This is a genomic window from Kluyvera sp. (assembly GCF_965301105.1).
Window position 1 is genome coordinate 75,804 of record NZ_CBDKZX010000011.1, and the last position, 17,663, is coordinate 93,466.

Sequence of the window (17,663 nt, forward strand, 5' to 3'; positions counted from 1 at the left end):
CTGATTCTCCCACAACGGACCTCCATGACCAACTACAGCCTGCGTGCAAGAATGATGATTTTGATCCTGGCGCCGACCGTATTAATCGGTTTGCTGCTCAGCATCTTCTTCGTCGTCCACCGCTATAACGACCTGCAGCGTCAACTGGAAGACGCCGGCGCCAGCATTATCGAGCCGCTTGCCGTCTCCAGCGAATACGGTATGAATTTGCAAAACCGTGAGTCGATCGGCCAGTTGATAAGCGTGCTGCACCGTCGCCACTCCGATATCGTACGGGCGATCTCCGTCTATGACGAACACAATAAGCTGTTCGTCACCTCAAACTATCAACTGGATCCTGGCGAGCTGCAGCTGCCGCGCGGCATGCCCTTCCCGCGAAGGCTGAGCGTGACGCGCCACGGCGATATCATGATCCTACGCACGCCGATTATCTCCGAGCACTACTCGCCGGATGAATCACCGCAGTCGGACGCCAAAACGCCGGTCAATATGCTCGGCTATGTAGCGCTGGAGCTGGATCTCAAGTCGGTCAGGCTTCAGCAATATAAAGAGATCTTTATCTCCAGCGTGATGATGCTGTTCTGCATCGGTATTGCGCTGATCTTCGGCTGGCGGTTAATGCAGGATGTCACCGGGCCCATTCGCAACATGGTGAACACCGTTGACCGGATCCGCCGCGGGCAGCTCGACAGCCGCGTTGAGGGCTTTATGCTCGGCGAGCTGGATATGCTGAAAAACGGCATCAACTCGATGGCCATGTCGCTGGCCGCCTATCACGAGGAGATGCAACATAACGTCGACCAGGCCACTTCGGACCTGCGTGAGACGCTCGAACAGATGGAGATCCAAAACGTTGAACTGGATCTCGCCAAGAAGCGCGCCCAGGAAGCGGCGCGCATCAAGTCTGAGTTCCTCGCCAACATGTCGCACGAGCTACGTACACCGCTCAACGGCGTGATTGGCTTTACCCGCCTGACCTTGAAAACCGAGCTCAATCCGACCCAGCGCGACCACCTCAATACCATCGAGCGTTCGGCCAACAACCTGCTGGCGATCATCAACGATGTGCTCGACTTCTCCAAGCTGGAAGCGGGCAAGCTGTTGCTGGAGAGCATTCCGTTCCCGCTGCGCAGTTCGCTGGATGAAGTGGTCACGCTGCTGGCGCATTCGGCGCACGATAAAGGGCTTGAGCTGACGCTGAACATTAAAAATGACGTGCCGGACAACGTCATCGGCGACCCGCTGCGTCTGCAGCAGGTCATTACCAATCTGGTCGGCAATGCCATCAAGTTCACCGAAAACGGCAACATTGACGTGCTGGTAGAACAGCGCGCCGTCAGCAATAACAAGGTACAAATTGAGGTCCAGATTCGCGATACCGGCATCGGTATTCCGGAGCGCGATCAGTCCCGTTTGTTCCAGGCCTTCCGCCAGGCCGATGCCAGCATCTCCCGACGCCACGGGGGCACCGGGCTGGGGCTGGTGATCACGCAAAAACTGGTGCGCGAGATGGGCGGCGATATCTCCTTCCACAGCCAGCCCAACCGTGGTTCAACGTTCTGGTTCAATATCAACCTCGATCTCAATCCGAACGTCATTTCTGAAGGGCCGGATACCAGCAGCCTGCAAGGCAAGCGTATCGCCTACGTGGAGGCCAATGCCGCCGCCGCGCAGGCGACGCTGGATATGCTGGCGACAACGCCGCTCGAGGTCGTCTATGCGGTAAGTATTGCCGCGCTGCCCACCGAGTTCTACGACATTCTGCTGGTTGCCGTACCGGTTTCGGTGCGCGACCTCAGCATTCACCGCGATAAGCTGAGTACCGCGCTCGGCATGACCAACCATCTGGTGCTGGCGCTGCCGTGTCACGCCCAGGTTGACGCCGAGTCGCTGAAACAAAACGGTGCGGCTGCCTGCCTGTTGAAGCCGTTGACCATTACTCGTCTGCTGCCGGTGCTGCAGGAATTCAGCCGCAGTACGCCCACACAGGTAGCCGTCCCGGTGACCGAGCATCGCCTGCCGATGACGGTGATGGCGGTGGACGATAACCCGGCAAACCTGAAACTGATTGGCGCGCTGTTGGACGATCAGGTGCAGCACGTTGAGCTGTGCGAAAGCGGACAGCAGGCGATTGAGTGCGCTAAGCAGATGAAATTCGACCTGATTCTGATGGATATCCAGATGCCGGATATCGACGGTATTCGCGCCTGTGAGCTGATTCGTCAGCTTCCCCATCAGCAGCAAACGCCGGTGATTGCGGTCACCGCCCACGCCCTTGCCGGGCAGAAAGAGAAGCTGCTGACCGCCGGCATGAACGACTATCTGGCGAAGCCAATTGAAGAGAACCGTCTGCACGACCTGCTGCTGCGCTATAAGCCAGGCGTCATTACGCCGCCGCGTCCCGCGCAGTCCGCGCCGGTGGAGCCGCCGATCGATCTGAACGCCACGCTGGACTGGCAGTTGGCGCTGCGCCAGGCCGCCTATAAGCCGGATCTGGCGCGGGAGATGCTACAAATGCTGATCGCCTTCCTGCCGGAGGTGCGCAATAAGGTGGAGGAGCAGTTGGTCGGCGAAGAGCCGGAGAATCTGGTCGATGCCATTCACAAACTGCACGGCAGCTGCGGCTACAGCGGCGTACCGCGTCTTAAACATCTGTGCCAGTTGATTGAAAGCCAGCTGCGGAGCGGCACCCCGGCGGAGGAGCTGGAGCCGGAGCTGCTGGAACTGCTGGATGAAATGGATAATGTGACGCGGGAAACGAAGAAAATGCTGGGCTAGCCCAAACCTGTAGACCGGATAAGCGAAGCGCCATCAGGCTTGTGTGTGATTGCCGGATGGCGGCGTTGCCTTATCCGGCCTACAGCGACTGTCCCACTTTTATCGTCGCCGCGATATTCCGCGCGGCCATACGAACATTCGCCCCGGCTTCCGCCAGCGCTTCGTCAAGCGAGCAGATTCGATGCAGCACGCTAAACACCGCATCTAGCCCATGCTGATGTACAACACCCACATCAGCCGTCAGGCTACCGGCAATGCCAATCACTGGAATCTGATAACGTTTGGCGACCCGCGCCACGCCTACCGGCACCTTGCCGTGGATCGTCTGGCTATCGATACGCCCTTCCCCGGTAATCACCAGATCCGCATCGGCCACCAGCGCATCCAGGTGCAGCGCGTCGGTCACAATATCAATACCCGGTCTCAGGTGTGCGCCGCAAAATGCGTACAGCGCCGCCCCCATCCCTCCTGCCGCACCGCCGCCTTCCAGCGTCAGCACATCAAGATCTAAATCTTGCGCAATTTGCCCGGCATAGTGCGCCAATGCGCGGTCGAGCTGCACAACCATCTCTGGCGTCGCGCCTTTCTGCGGCCCAAATACCGCCGACGCCCCTTCATCACCGACCAGCGGGTTCGTCACATCACAGGCAACATCAATCCGGCATTGCGCCAGGCGCGGATCCAGACCGCTGATGTCAATCGTTGCCAGCGTCGACAGCCCCGCGCCACCGGGCGCAATCGGCTGGCCGTCAGCGGTCAGCAGTTGCGCGCCAAGCGCCTGCACCATGCCTGCGCCGCCGTCGTTGGTGGCGCTACCGCCAATGCCGATAATCATCCGCGTCACGCCAAGATCCAGCGCATGGCGAATCAGCTCTCCGGTGCCCCACGAGGTTGTTTTTAGCGGGTTACGCGCGGCGGGAGGTAAAAGCTCCAGCCCGCTGGCCGCCGCCATTTCAATAAATGCGCAGGATTCATCGCCGGAGATGCCATAAAAGCCCTGCACTGGCTCACCGAGCGGGCCAGTCACCGCAACCTCAACCATCCGCCCTTGTGTTGCCGCCACCATGGCCTCGACGGTCCCTTCTCCGCCGTCGGCAACCGGAAGCTTGATGTACTCGGCGTCCGGGTAGATCTCGCGAAATCCCGCTTCAATCGCACTGGCGACCTCGAGGGCGCTCAGGCTTTCCTTATATGAGTCCGGGGCAATCACAATCTTCATAAGCTGTCCTTGTGCGAAGTGGCGGCAGTAAGCTTAGCGCACCATGCAGGGGCGTTTGTTATCAAATGTCCAGTTTGGGATCAGGTACTGCATTCCCATGGCATCATCGCGCGCGCCCAGGCCGTATTGTTGATACAGCGCGTTGGCCTGCATCACCTGGTCCATATCCAGCTCAACGCCCAGCCCCGGTGTATCAGGCACTTGCACCTTACCGTTTTTAATTTCAAACGGCGCTTTGGTCAGGCGCTGATTACCTTCCTGCCAGATCCAGTGGGTATCAATGGCGGTAATTTTTCCCGGCGCAGCGGCGGCGACGTGAGTGAACATCGCCAGCGAAATATCGAAGTGGTTATTGGAGTGCGAGCCCCAGGTCAGGCCGAATTCATGGCACAACTGCGCCACGCGTACCGAGCCTTGCATGGTCCAGAAGTGCGGATCCGCCAGCGGAATATCCACCGATTGTAGCGCCAGCGTATGCCCCATCTGCCGCCAGTCGGTGGCAATCATGTTGGTGGCGGTCGGCAGGCCGGTCGCGCGGCGGAATTCCGCCATCACTTCTCGGCCGGAGAAGCCCTGCTCGGCGCCGCACGGATCTTCAGCATAGGCCAGCGTCCCTTTCAGGTACTTACCGATTTTGATCGCTTCATCGAGTGACCATGCGCCGTTCGGATCCAGCGTTACACGCGCCTGCGGGAAACGTTTTGCCAGCGCGACGATCGATTCCGCCTCTTCTTCGCCCGCCATCACGCCGCCCTTCAGTTTGAAGTCGTTAAAACCGTATTTTTCATACGCGGCCTCCGCCAGACGTACAACGGCATCCGGGGTCATCGCCTCGTCGTGGCGCAGGCGGTACCAGTCGCACTGCTCATCCGGCTGGCTCTGATACGGCAGCGGCGTCGCCTTGCGGTTGCCGATGAAGAACAGATAGCCAAGCATTTCCACTTCGCTACGCTGTTGACCCTCGCCAAGCAGCGAGGCCACATTCACTCCCAAATGCTGGCCCAGCAGATCAAGCATGGCCGATTCAATGGCGGTCACAACATGAATCGTGGTGCGTAAGTCGAAGGTTTGCAGGCCGCGCCCGCTGGCATCGCGGTCGGCAAAAGCCGCACGCACGCGGTTCAGGACGTTTTTGTACTCGCCGAGCGTTTTCCCCACCACCAGCGGGATAGATTCTTCCAGGGTGGCGCGAATCTTTTCGCCGCCGGGAATCTCCCCCACGCCCTTGTGCCCGGCATTATCCTGAATTATCACGATATTTCGGGTAAAGAACGGCGCATGTGCCCCGCTCAGGTTCATCAGCATGCTGTCGCGTCCGGCAACGGGAATCACCTGCATGGACGTAACAACGGGCGTGGAAGTGTGAATGGTCATGGTTAAATCCTTGTCTACTGGATCGACGGCCGTAAACAGAGCACGGGTATTAACATGCCCAGCCCGACACGTCAGGAGCGAGAAATCTGGCAATCGTTATTATTATGGCTAACAACAGTATAGAAACAGGCGTGCGGCAGCTCATCGTGCAAATGCACAATATTAACGGGGAATATTATTCAACGATGTGGTAAATGAACAAATAGCAGCCGGTGCGACGACGCCGCACCGGAAAGAGGATAAACCTTGCTTATTTAAGCAGCGTTGCCCACTGCTCGACCCATGGATTGGAGACGCTCTCCGGTTCCGGGTCTTCGGAGGCATCGATCATCAGCATGTCGCCAATCCGCTGCGCGCCCTGTTCCTGCAACAGCGCGTCAAAGCGCTTGCCGCCGCCGCAGAAGTTCGCGTAAGTGCTATCGCCCAGCGCGATAATACCGTAGCGCAGATGCGGCTGGTACATATCCTGGAGATCGTTAAACAGCGGCACGATACTATCCGGCAGGTCACCCTGACCGGTGGTGGAGGTCACCACCAGCGCGTATTTACCGGTGTAGCTTTCCCAATCCGCCACCGTCGGGTCTTCAAAGACTTTCGCCTGATGCCCGAGACCGCCGAGAATGGTTTGCGCTTCTTCCGCCACCAGCAGCGAATTGCCATACATGGTGCCGACAAAAATCCCTACTTCAGCCATGATTTAACTCCCTGTTTACTTCTGGATAGCTTCATCCTGACCGCAGTCGGCGACAAACTCAACCCTTTCATTCTCAGGGAGAAGCCCGCGCCAGCCGAAATGTGATAAAGCCTGCATCCAGACGTCGTCGAGCCCGGCGCGAATCGTCAGCGGTTCGCCGGTAAACGGATGGGTCATCGAGAGTTCGCTGGCGTGCAGCATCAGGCGGTTGCAGCCGAAATGCTCCGCCGCGCTGCGGTTCTGGCGCAGGTCGCCATGCTTGCTGTCGCCAATAATCGGATGACGCAGGTGTGCCAGATGGCGGCGCAGTTGGTGTTTGCGGCCGGTTTGTGGGTCCAGCTCTACCAGGCCGTAGCGCGTGGTCGGGTAGCGGCCCGTCGCGACCGGCATTTCCACCGTCGCCATTCCCCGGTAGTGAGTGACCGCTGGCTGTGGATCCTTATTCTCACGGGCAAACTTGTCGGCGATTTTATCCAGCTCTTCCACCAGCGGGTAGTCCAGCACCGCTTCATCAGTCAGCCAGCCGCGCACAATGGCGTGGTAGCGCTTGTGAATTTGATGCTGTTCGAACTGCTGCGCCAGCAGCCGTCCGGCTTCGCTGGACAGCCCCATCAGCAGCACGCCGGAGGTCGGACGGTCGAGGCGATGGGCGGTAAAGACGTGCTGGCCAATCTGGTCACGTACCGTCTGCATCACCACCACTTTTTCATCGCGATCGAGCCAGCTGCGATGCACCAACCAGCCTGACGGTTTGTTCACCGCCACCAACCATTCGTCCTGGTAGATAATTTCCAGCATCAGTGGGGATCGCTCGTAAAGAAGGCATCCAGCTGCTCAAGCGGCGGCAGGATAATCGCGCGCAGCGGATGCGCGGCGTCGAGCGCCATTTCGTAATACGGCGCGATGGCAAAATCTTTTGGCAGCGGCATTTCGCTATCCAGCAGTTGATGCATGCGCGGGATCAGCACCCACTGGAGCCACTCCAGCGGCTCCAGGGTGTCCATGCAGAACGGCTGTTCGCTGGCAAAGGCGCTTTCGTTCGGCGCCGTCTCCTGCCAGTGCTGATGCTGACGCAGCAGCGTTTCAATAAGCAGTAGTTGGTCGCGTAGGCTGTCGTGGCGTGTCATGGAAACCTCTGAGGAATGAAAATCGCGCGCAGGATACCACTAGTTGGCGGGAAACAAAAAAAGGGGGCACTGTAAAAACAGTGCCCCCGGTTCGTTTCGCAGCAATCCAGCTACTTTTAGTGCTCCCTGCTCGTCCGTGACAACTTTTCCTGTGGTCTCCTGACCAGTTCGTCCCTAAACGGTTGCTTCCTGCATCACACCACCCCGATGTGATTTCACCCAATCCTTGAGTGTGTCCTGATCTTCCTGATCCACCAGATATCCTGTCTGGCTCTCGTTCTCCGTCCTGGAGGTGTCCTTTAACGCGTTCCTGCGCTATCCTTTTGCTTCATCCTGAAGCCTTTCCTTGAATCACCTTCCCGGTGTGTCCTATGAAGCGTCATCATCCTGATGTTCACTTCATTGTGCGACTCCCTGTCGACGTAGATAGAATCCGCTATTTCGCTTCGTCTTACAAGCGCCCCTCAGACAATCCCTTAAGGCTTACACGCAAGAAAATCACCCTATAGAACAATTATCATATTGATATAAAACGAAATTACTAAAACATAGGGATAAGAGTCTTACTTATAATCTGGCGATCTCTCACAGTGCGTGTAAGAGATCTCTCACAAAGGGATGGGCAAACTGTCTTACAGAATAGGCTCAAGTTGAGTCAGGAAACTCGCAAGGGAGGAGGCCAGAGGCAGGCGATTGCGCGTTCCGAGCGTCTCTTTGACCACTTCACCGGTCACGTTACAGACGGAAATCACGTCAAGTTCGCTGTCCAGCGTGGCGATAAACAGCGTCGGCGACAACTTCAGGCGCTTCTGCGTGACCAGGTGACCAATCAGGTTTTCCTGCACGCGACGGAAGTCGTCGGGGCTCCACACCTGCAGCAGCGTCAGGGCATCGCCCATGAAAAGCGCTTGCATATCACCCGCATACTGAGTGGTATAATAGGTGTGAATGGGTTGTTGTACCACAATATCCATTGCCCGTTCAACGCCATTTACATTCGGTTCACCGTCAAAGTCCCGCGGTTGCCAGAAGACCGCGTCGCCGCTCGTCGAAACCTGGCATGGCGACGGGATGCCGTAAAGCTCTTCGCTGCGCGGCAGGCTGTTATAGGTGCGCTGCCAGGCATCGCAATAGCGTTGGGTAAAGGCGTGTAATGCGTCTGCAGTCTGCTGATCCACGAATTTCTCTCTTCAGGTTAGCCAGGATACACTAGAAGCCATAGTGTACCTGCTTTATAACGGTGAAACATGTCTTCTTATGATAACCATCAGGCGCTTGCCGGCCTGACGCTCGGTAAAACCACAGATTACCGCGATACCTACGACGCCAGCCTGCTACAGGGCGTTCCGCGCAGCCTGAACCGCGATCCGCTCGGGCTGCACGCCGATTCCCTGCCCTTCCACGGCGCGGATATCTGGACGCTGTACGAGCTTTCCTGGCTCAACGCCAAAGGCCTGCCCCAGGTCGCGGTCGGCCACGTCGAGCTGAGCCACGACACGGTGAACCTGGTCGAGTCAAAGAGCTTTAAGCTTTACCTCAACAGCTTCAACCAGACGCGTTTCGCCCGTTGGGAAGACGTGCAGGAAACGCTGCAACGCGACCTGAGCGCCTGCGCGGAGGGCAACGTGACGGTGGCCCTCTACCGCCTTGATGAGATTGAAGGCCAGCCGATTGCCCATTTCCATGGCAGCTGTATTGATGACCAGGATATCGAGATTGATAACTACCAGTTCAACGCCGACTACCTCGACGGCGCAGCCGGCCAGAAAGTGGTGCAGGAAACGCTGGTCAGCCATCTGTTGAAATCAAACTGCCTGATCACCCACCAGCCGGACTGGGGTTCTGTACAAATTCAGTACCGTGGCCCACAGATCGATCGGGAAAAGCTGCTGCGCTATCTGGTCTCTTTCCGCCATCACAACGAGTTCCACGAGCAGTGCGTCGAGCGTATCTTCAACGATATTCTGCGCTTCTGCGCGCCGGAGAGCCTGAGCGTCTACGCGCGATACACTCGCCGCGGCGGGCTGGATATCAACCCGTGGCGGGCAAACGGTGAATTTGTGCCGGCAATTGGCCGTCTGGTGCGCCAGTAAGCTGAACAATTTCTCAATAATGCGCACATTGTTCCGCGACTGAGGTTGTAGTAAACAAGCCAGCGAGGCTATTGTAATCACTAAGGAAGACGATTTTCGTCCCGTTAAGGAGTCCACTTGATTACACATATTAGCCCGCTTGGCTCAATGGATATGTTGTCGCAGCTGGAAGTCGACATGCTTAAACGCACGGCCAGCACCGACCTGTATCAATTGTTCCGCAACTGCTCATTGGCCGTACTGAACTCAGGCAGCCTGACCGATAACAGTAAAGAGCTGCTGTCCCGCTTCGAAAGCTTCGATATTAACGTGCTGCGCCGCGAACGCGGCGTTAAGCTCGAACTGATTAATCCGCCGGAAGAGGCGTTCGTCGACGGGCGCATTATCCGTTCGCTCCAGGCCAACCTGTTCGCCGTACTGCGCGATATTCTGTTCGTTTACGGGCAGATTCATAACACCGTACGCTTCCCGAATCTCGATCTGGAAAGCTCCGCCCACATCACCAACCTGGTGTTCTCCATTCTGCGCAACGCGCGCGCGCTGCACGTGGGCGAAGCGCCGAGCATGGTGGTGTGCTGGGGCGGTCACTCGATCAACGAAAACGAGTACCTCTACGCGCGTCGCGTGGGTAACCAGCTTGGCCTGCGTGAGTTAAACATCTGCACCGGCTGCGGTCCTGGCGCGATGGAAGCGCCAATGAAGGGCGCCGCGGTCGGCCATGCGCAGCAGCGCTACAAAGAAGGGCGCTTTATCGGCATGACCGAACCGTCGATTATTGCCGCTGAGCCGCCAAACCCGCTGGTGAACGAACTGATCATCATGCCGGATATCGAAAAGCGCCTGGAAGCGTTTGTCCGTATTGCCCACGGGATAATTATCTTCCCGGGCGGCGTAGGTACTGCGGAAGAGCTGCTGTATCTGCTGGGTATCCTGATGAACCCGGCGAATAAAGACCAGGTACTGCCGCTTATCCTCACCGGCCCGAAAGAGAGCGCCGACTACTTCCGCGTGCTCGACGAGTTCGTGGTGCATACGCTGGGCGAAGGCGCGCGTCGCCACTATAAGATCATCATTGATGATGAAGTGGAAGTGGCGCGCCAGATGAAAAAAGCGATGCCGCTGGTGAAAGAGAACCGCCGCGATACTGGCGACGCCTACAGCTTCAACTGGTCGATGCGCATTGCGCCAGACCTGCAAATGCCGTTTGAGCCGTCGCACGAGAACATGGCAAACCTCAAGCTTTATCCGGATCAACCGGTTGAAGTGCTGGCCGCAGACCTGCGCCGCGCCTTCTCTGGCATCGTGGCGGGTAACGTGAAGGAAGTGGGTATTCGCGCTATCGAAGAGTTTGGCCCGTACAAAATTCACGGCGACAAAGAGATGATGCGCCGCATGGACGAGTTGCTGCAGGGCTTCGTGGCGCAACACCGCATGAAGCTACCTGGCTCCGCCTACATTCCTTGCTACGAAATCTGCGCCTGACCCACAGACGCAGCGTATTTCACTTCTCTACCGGCGGGTTTTCTCGCCGGTTTCCCACCTCAAAACGCGCCAAACATGACGTAGCCATCCGCAAGCCAATCGATTGCGTCAAAACCGAGACCACATATAATTAGCGATAATTATGTTTGAACGCTAAAAAACGCCATTTTCAGCATTTTTATCAGCAAAAACATCGCATTTCGCCATCCCCCATTTACCACGCATACTGCAAATGCTAGCCTTCGCGCCCATAAATATCCGCTTAAAAGGTAATTGCAGGGAAAATACCTGCAATATCCCTAACTAAAAGTAGATTATTACATTTGGGATCATGATCACTGATACATTCACGAGTTAAATGTACATTTGCGCTCGTCGAAAATGGTGTTGGGTAAAAATCACAAAAAAACCAATACTTCTAAAATTTAATATTACGTTTTTATTTTTTTTCACTTTATTTGACTAAAAAATTAGCATTTTTCCTTCCTCCAGGAGATACAGATGGAAAACACTCAAACCAGCACGGTCGTCACAGCAGAATCTGCTAGCGGATGGCGCAAAACAGATACGATGTGGATGCTGGGTCTTTACGGCACCGCGATCGGCGCGGGCGTACTGTTCCTGCCGATCAACGCCGGCGTCGGCGGCATGATCCCGCTGATCATCATGGCTATCCTCGCCTTCCCGATGACCTTCTTCGCACACCGCGGCCTGACCCGCTTCGTGCTGTCCGGTAAAAACCCGGGCGAAGACATCACTGAAGTGGTTGAAGAGCATTTCGGCGTGGGCGCCGGTAAACTGATTACCCTGCTCTACTTCTTCGCTATCTACCCAATCCTGTTGGTGTACAGCGTAGCAATCACGAACACCGTGGAAAGCTTCCTGGCGCACCAGCTGCACATGACGCCGCCGCCGCGCGCCATTCTGTCGCTGATTCTGATCGTCGGTATGATGACTATCGTGCGTTTCGGTGAGCAGATGATCGTTAAAGCGATGAGCATCCTGGTGTTCCCGTTCGTTGCAGCCCTGATGGTGCTGGCGCTGTACCTGATCCCGCAGTGGAGCGGCGCAGCACTGGAAACCCTGTCCTTCAGCAGCGCGGCCTCTACCGGTAACGGCCTGTGGATGACCCTGTGGCTGGCGATTCCGGTGATGGTATTCTCCTTCAACCACTCGCCGATTATCTCTTCCTTCGCGGTCGCGAAGCGTGAAGAGTACGGTCAGGGCGCAGAGAAGAAGTGTTCCTCTATCCTGGCACGTGCCCACATCATGATGGTGCTGACCGTTATGTTCTTCGTCTTCAGCTGCGTACTGAGCCTGTCCCCGGCGGACCTGGCGGCGGCGAAAGAGCAGAACATCTCTATCCTGTCTTACCTGGCGAACCACTTTAACGCGCCGATTATTGCCTGGATGGCACCGATCATCGCGATTATCGCTATCACCAAATCCTTCCTGGGCCACTACCTGGGCGCACGTGAAGGCTTTAACGGGATGGTGATTAAGTCTCTGCGTAGCAAAGGCAAATCCATCGAAATCAACAAACTGAACAAAATCACTGCGCTGTTCATGCTGGTTACCACCTGGATTGTGGCGACCCTGAACCCAAGCATCCTGGGCATGATTGAAACCCTGGGCGGCCCGATCATCGCGATGATTCTGTTCCTGATGCCGATGTATGCGATTCAGAAAGTACCGGCAATGCGTAAGTACAGCGGCCATATCAGCAACGTCTTCGTTGTGATTATGGGCCTGATCGCTATCTCCGCTATTTTCTACTCTCTGTTCAGTTAATTCCCCTGCGCCGCTCTTCGGGGCGGCGCACCTCGATACACAATGGACGCCTCATGATTAGCGTATTCGATATTTTCAAAATCGGCATTGGTCCTTCCAGCTCACACACCGTCGGGCCAATGAAAGCAGGCAAACAATTCACGGACGACTTGATTGCGCGTGGGATTCTGACTGATATCACTCGCGTAGTCGTCGATGTTTACGGCTCACTCTCTCTGACCGGTAAAGGCCACCATACCGATATCGCCATTATTATGGGTCTGGCAGGGAATCTGCCGGATACGGTGGATATCGATGCCATTCCGGCGTTTATCCAGGACGTGAATACCCATGGCCGACTGATGCTGGCTAACGGTCAGCACGAAGTGGAATTCCCGGTTGACCAGTGCATGAATTTCCATGCCGACAACCTCTCGCTGCACGAAAACGGCATGCGTATTACCGCGTTGTCAGGTGACAAAGCCGTTTACAGCAAAACCTACTATTCCATCGGCGGCGGTTTTATCGTCGACGAAGAGCACTTCGGCCAACAGACTGAAGCGCCTGTTGCCGTGCCATACCCGTATAAAAGCGCCGCGGATTTACAGCGTCACTGCCAGGAAACCGGCCTGTCGCTGTCTGGCCTGATGATGCAGAACGAACTCGCGCTGCACAGCAAAGAAGAGCTGGAAAAGCACTTCGCTGACGTCTGGGCGGTAATGAAAGGCGGAATCGAGCACGGCACCACGACCGAAGGCGTATTGCCGGGCAAACTGCGCGTTCCGCGTCGTGCTGCCGCGCTGCGCCGTATGCTGGTCAGCCAGGACAAAATCAGCAGCGACCCGATGGCGGTGGTTGACTGGATTAACATGTTTGCCCTGGCGGTAAACGAGGAAAACGCTGCCGGTGGCCGCGTCGTCACCGCGCCGACCAACGGCGCCTGCGGTATCGTTCCGGCAGTGCTGGCTTACTACGACAAGTTTATCCGTGAAGTGAACGCCAACTCGCTGGCGCGCTATATGCTGGTTGCCAGCGCGATCGGCTCACTTTACAAGATGAACGCCTCTATCTCCGGCGCTGAAGTGGGTTGCCAGGGTGAAGTGGGTGTCGCCTGCTCCATGGCGGCGGCAGGTCTGGCTGAACTGCTGGGCGGCAGCCCGGCGCAGGTGTGCATTGCCGCGGAAATCGGCATGGAACATAACCTCGGTTTGACCTGTGACCCGGTTGCTGGCCAGGTTCAGGTGCCGTGCATCGAGCGTAACGCTATTGCGTCGGTGAAAGCGGTCAACGCCGCGCGTATGGCCCTGCGCCGTACCAGCGTGCCGCGCGTGTGTCTCGATAAAGTTATCGAGACCATGTACGAAACCGGCAAAGACATGAACGCCAAATACCGCGAAACCTCTCGCGGCGGGCTGGCGATGAAAGTGGTAGCCTGCGACTAACGTTCCCCAGAGGCCTCGTTTTGCGAGGCCTCTTCCCGTTTTATCCCCCGCCAATAGCCTCACCCGTCCCTGAGTGTTACCCTTAGCGCCCAATCTGTTAGGGAGAACGCCCGTGGCCGTCCATTTGCTTATCGTTGACGCACTCAACTTAATTCGTCGTATTCATGCCGTTCAGGGATCCCCCTGCGTAGAAACCTGTCAGCACGCGCTGGATCTGCTGATTGCGCACAGCCAGCCGACGCATGCGGTAGCGGTATTTGACGATGAAGCGCGCAACAGCGGCTGGCGGCATCAGCGACTTCCTGACTACAAGGCCGGTCGTCCCCCTATGCCGGACGATCTGCATGCCGAAATGCCCGCCCTGCGTGCCGCTTTTGAGCTGCGCGGCGTACGCTGCTGGGAATCTCGCGGTAACGAGGCCGACGATTTAGCCGCCACGCTGGCGGTGAAAGTTGCTGGCGCGGGACATCAGGCCACCATCGTCTCCACCGATAAAGGCTACTGCCAGCTGCTCTCACCCAACCTGCGCATTCGCGACTATTTCCAGAAGCGCTGGCTCGACGTGCCGTTTATCGAAAAAGAGTTTGGCGTGCAGCCTCAGCAACTGCCCGACTACTGGGGGCTGGCGGGAATTAGCAGCTCGAAAGTACCTGGGGTCGCGGGTATTGGCCCGAAGAGCGCCACTCAACTGCTGACTCAGTTCCCCACGCTGGAAGCGCTGTACGAACATCTGGATGAGGTGCCGGAGAAATGGCGAAAGAAACTGGAAGAGCATCGGGAAATGGCGTTCTTGTGCCGGGATATCGCGCGCCTGCAAACCGATTTGCATATTGATGGCAATTTGCAGCAGCTCAGGCTCAACAGATAGCGTAAAGACGCAGGCCGGATAAGGCTTCGCCTTATCCGGCCTGCAAATCACATTCGACCGGGTTATGCGTGATTAACGCTCGTCGCGACGCCCACCCACGGCCGCCCACAGGCGGCGAACGTGAACGGTCACTTCTTCACGATCGTGGTACAGCTGACGCGCCTGAATCTGCGCGTTAATACCGTGCTCGTCCAGCTTTGCCTGGATGTGCGCCAGATTCTGCGACAGCTCTTCATAACGCTTTTTCATCGGCAGCTTCAGGTTGAAGATGGTCTCACGGCACCAGCCGTTAACCAGCCATTCCGCCATCAGCGCGGCCACCTTCGCCGGTTTCTCCACCATGTCGCACACCATCCACGAGATGTTGTTGCGATTCGGGCGATAGCGGAAACCGTCTTCGCGCAGCCAGGTCACCTGACCGGTGTCCATCAGGCTCTGCGCCATCGGGCCGTTATCCACTGAGGAAACCCACATGTTGCGCTTCACCAGCTGATAGGTCCAGCCGCCGGGGCAAGCGCCCAGGTCAACCGCGTACATGCCGTTTGCCAGACGTTCGTCCCACTCGTCGGCGGGAATAAAGACGTGGAACGCCTCTTCCAGCTTCAGCGTAGAACGGCTCGGCGCATCGGCCGGGAACTTCAGACGCGGAATGCCCATATAGAACGGTGAATTGTTGGTGCTATAGGAGTACCCGGTATAGCAACAACCTGGCGCGATAAAGAACACGTGTACCACCGGACGTTTGGTGGTCTCGTACGGCGCCAGCACTTTCGCCTCTCGCAGCGCCGCGCGAAGCGGCACGGTGAACTTACGGCAGAACTTCATCAGCTCTTTGCTTTCGTTGGTGTCAGCCACCTCTACGCGCAGGTCGCCGCCCTTCTCCACCACGCCTTGCAGCATGCCGACGATCGGCGTGACGCGGTCTTCTGGCGGTAAATCTTTTAACAGCTCGCCGACGACGATCATCTGGCGAGCAAAGATGAGCGAGCTAAACGGCAGCTCGCGCGCCAGCTTATCGGCGTCACCATCCTGATAGCATTCGAAAATCACATAGCCCGAGTTATCTTTTACGCGCGCGAAGCCAAACACCTCACGACGCCCGGCCTTGTCGGTGATTTCCGCAGCACACTCTTTCTCAAACCCAGGGCGGCAATACAGCACAACCTTATTCATGAACAACACCCTTACGCTTAAGTCGAATGGCACCAATTAACATCAACACCCAACCGGCGAGGAAGCTGACGCCGCCCACCGGGGTAACAAACGCCCACAGGCGTAAATGAGAGAGCGCCAGGCAGTACAGGCTACCGCTGAACAGCACAGTACCCAGCGCCAGAAATACGCTACTCCAGTAGAACCAGATACTAATGCGGCGCTGCATCGCCACCGCCAGGCCAAAAATCGCCAGCGTATGAAACGCCTGGTACTCCAGACCGGTCTGGATCCAGCCCATTTCAACAACGCCGAGCGATTTGCTCAGCACGTGTGCGCCAAACGCGCCCAGTGCGACAAAGACAAAACCGCTGATAGCGGCAAAAATCAGCATAAAACGGCTGGTCATGATGGTATTACCCTAAATTCATTTATTGTTCGTAACGAAAACGAAAAGTTTCTTGCTCATGGGCCGCTTTCGCCAGAATCCACTGACGAAAGGCCGCTATTTTACCCAGTTCTGCCTGACTGTCATGACAAACCAGATAAAACGCATTCTTACTGACCAGAACATCATTAAACGGGCATACCAGACGGCCTGCCTCAATCTCTGACTGCGCCATCACGTTGTTGGCGAGCGCAATCCCCTGTCCGTGGATGGCAGCCTGTAGCACCATGGCGCTATGGCTGAAGATCGGTCCCTGTTGTACGTTGATATGGTTGAGCCCCAGCTGGCGCGTATACGTTTGCCAGTCGCGGCGGGAAGCATCGTGCAGCAGCGTATGTTTGGCTAAATCGGCGGGGGTTTTCAGCGCCTTATCGCCGGTCAGCAGCAGAGGAGAGCAAACCGGGAGTAAATACTCCGCGTACAGTTTTTCGACGCGTAACCCCGGCCAGTTGCCGCGACCGTAGAAAATCGCCACGTCGACATCGTCCGCCAGCTTGTCTTCCTGACGGTCTACCGCCTGGATTCTGACGTCGATTCCCGGATAAGCTGAGTTAAAGCTTGAGAGGCGCGGCACCAGCCATTGAATCGCAAAACTGGGCAATAAACTGACGGTAAGCGCCCCTTTCGCGCTGCGTGCCTGTAGTTTACGCGTTGCCTCTGTTAATTGCGAAAAGATCTCTTTGATATCCTGAAAATAGCTCTGCCCCTCTTCAGTCAGCAGCAACGAACGATTGCGCCGACGGAACAGCTTCAGCCCCAAAAAATCCTCAAGAGACTTGATTTGGTGGCTTACTGCGGCCTGCGTCACAAAAAGCTCATCGGCCGCGCGGGTGAAACTTAAATGGCGCGCGGCTGCATCAAATACACGTAATGCATTAAGAGGTGGCAAACGCTTTGACATGGTCCCAGAACCCAATTGTTAATTGAATTTAACAAATAGGAAACAACAGTTAACCTATTAGTTTTTTTTATCTGAGACATTATAATTTGTCCGTTGAGCTTCTACCAGCAAATACCTATGATGGCGGCACTTCCTGAGCCGGAACGAGAAGCTTTTTTTGGAATGCGTGTTCTGAAGGGCTTTTGGCTTACGGTTGTGATGTTGTGTTGTTGTGTTTGCAATTGGTCTGCGATTCAGACCATGGTAGCAAAGCTACCTTTTTTCACTTCCTGTACATTTACCCTGTCTGTCCATAGTGATTAATGTAGCACCGCC

15 protein-coding genes are annotated in these 17,663 nt (G+C 56.5%); 6 read left to right on the top strand and 9 right to left on the bottom strand.

Annotation, left to right across the window (positions count from 1 at the left end; all coding sequences use genetic code 11):
* Window positions 1-24: 24 nt before the first annotated feature.
* Entirely contained in the window at window positions 25-2,778 is a 2,754-nt protein-coding gene (gene barA, locus ACW14G_RS07140) for a two-component sensor histidine kinase BarA (RefSeq protein WP_163446310.1), read from the top strand.
* A 79-nt stretch (window positions 2,779-2,857) separates the two neighbouring features.
* On the opposite strand, the gene ACW14G_RS07145 is transcribed toward barA, so the two are convergent.
* From ACW14G_RS07145 to syd, 6 genes are all read right to left on the bottom strand, one after another.
* On the bottom strand, window positions 2,858-3,997 hold the full coding sequence (locus tag ACW14G_RS07145) for a glycerate kinase (protein ID WP_163446311.1): 1,140 nt from the start codon (window positions 3,995-3,997) through the stop codon (window positions 2,858-2,860).
* 33 nt (window positions 3,998-4,030) lie between these two features.
* A complete protein-coding gene (gene gudD, locus ACW14G_RS07150) occupies window positions 4,031-5,371 on the bottom strand; it encodes a glucarate dehydratase (RefSeq protein ID WP_163446312.1) in 1,341 nt (446 codons plus the stop codon).
* A 250-nt stretch (window positions 5,372-5,621) separates the two neighbouring features.
* Window positions 5,622-6,065: a flavodoxin gene (locus ACW14G_RS07155; protein WP_163446313.1), complete on the bottom strand. Its 444-nt coding sequence runs from the start codon at window positions 6,063-6,065 to the stop codon at window positions 5,622-5,624.
* A 15-nt stretch (window positions 6,066-6,080) separates the two neighbouring features.
* Complete coding sequence (truC, locus tag ACW14G_RS07160; RefSeq protein WP_163446314.1) at window positions 6,081-6,863, bottom strand: tRNA pseudouridine(65) synthase TruC; 783 nt, start codon at window positions 6,861-6,863, stop codon at window positions 6,081-6,083.
* The gene (locus ACW14G_RS07165; protein WP_163446315.1) at window positions 6,863-7,192 is read right to left on the bottom strand and encodes a YqcC family protein; all 330 of its coding nucleotides are present in this window, start codon (window positions 7,190-7,192) and stop codon (window positions 6,863-6,865) included. Before ACW14G_RS07165 ends, truC begins: the two co-directional genes overlap by 1 nt.
* Before the next feature lie 632 nt (window positions 7,193-7,824).
* Window positions 7,825-8,370, bottom strand: a complete 546-nt coding sequence (gene syd / locus ACW14G_RS07170; protein WP_167575125.1) for a SecY-interacting protein — start codon at window positions 8,368-8,370, stop codon at window positions 7,825-7,827.
* Window positions 8,371-8,439: 69 nt separating this feature from the next.
* Here syd and queF point away from each other — a divergent pair, with 69 nt between their 5' ends.
* The 5 genes from queF (at window position 8,440) to xni (ending at window position 14,847) form a co-directional block, all read left to right on the top strand.
* On the top strand, window positions 8,440-9,285 hold the full coding sequence (queF, locus tag ACW14G_RS07175; RefSeq protein ID WP_065358089.1) for an NADPH-dependent 7-cyano-7-deazaguanine reductase QueF: 846 nt from the start codon (window positions 8,440-8,442) through the stop codon (window positions 9,283-9,285).
* Window positions 9,286-9,402: 117 nt separating this feature from the next.
* The gene (gene ppnN / locus ACW14G_RS07180; protein WP_065358090.1) at window positions 9,403-10,767 is read left to right on the top strand and encodes a nucleotide 5'-monophosphate nucleosidase PpnN; all 1,365 of its coding nucleotides are present in this window, start codon (window positions 9,403-9,405) and stop codon (window positions 10,765-10,767) included.
* A 501-nt stretch (window positions 10,768-11,268) separates the two neighbouring features.
* Window positions 11,269-12,558: an HAAAP family serine/threonine permease gene (locus ACW14G_RS07185; protein WP_455648551.1), complete on the top strand. Its 1,290-nt coding sequence runs from the start codon at window positions 11,269-11,271 to the stop codon at window positions 12,556-12,558.
* A gap of 53 nt (window positions 12,559-12,611) precedes the next feature.
* Window positions 12,612-13,979 (top strand): L-serine ammonia-lyase, encoded by a 1,368-nt coding sequence (locus ACW14G_RS07190; protein ID WP_065358092.1) that lies wholly within the window; start codon window positions 12,612-12,614, stop codon window positions 13,977-13,979.
* 112 nt (window positions 13,980-14,091) lie between these two features.
* Window positions 14,092-14,847, top strand: coding sequence for a flap endonuclease Xni (gene xni, locus ACW14G_RS07195; RefSeq protein ID WP_167575124.1), 756 nt, complete (start codon window positions 14,092-14,094; stop codon window positions 14,845-14,847).
* Window positions 14,848-14,919: 72 nt separating this feature from the next.
* On the opposite strand, the gene rlmM is transcribed toward xni, so the two are convergent.
* The 3 genes from rlmM to gcvA are packed head-to-tail and all read right to left on the bottom strand — an operon-like array spanning window position 14,920 to window position 17,348.
* On the bottom strand, window positions 14,920-16,020 hold the full coding sequence (rlmM, locus tag ACW14G_RS07200) for a 23S rRNA (cytidine(2498)-2'-O)-methyltransferase RlmM (protein WP_249022823.1): 1,101 nt from the start codon (window positions 16,018-16,020) through the stop codon (window positions 14,920-14,922).
* Window positions 16,013-16,408, bottom strand: coding sequence for a DUF423 domain-containing protein (locus ACW14G_RS07205; RefSeq protein ID WP_163446320.1), 396 nt, complete (start codon window positions 16,406-16,408; stop codon window positions 16,013-16,015). Before ACW14G_RS07205 ends, rlmM begins: the two co-directional genes overlap by 8 nt.
* Before the next feature lie 22 nt (window positions 16,409-16,430).
* Window positions 16,431-17,348 carry a glycine cleavage system transcriptional regulator GcvA gene (gene gcvA, locus ACW14G_RS07210; protein ID WP_167575123.1) on the bottom strand — a complete coding sequence of 306 codons (918 nt, stop codon included), beginning with the start codon at window positions 17,346-17,348 and terminating at the stop codon, window positions 16,431-16,433.
* Window positions 17,349-17,663: the final 315 nt, after the last annotated feature.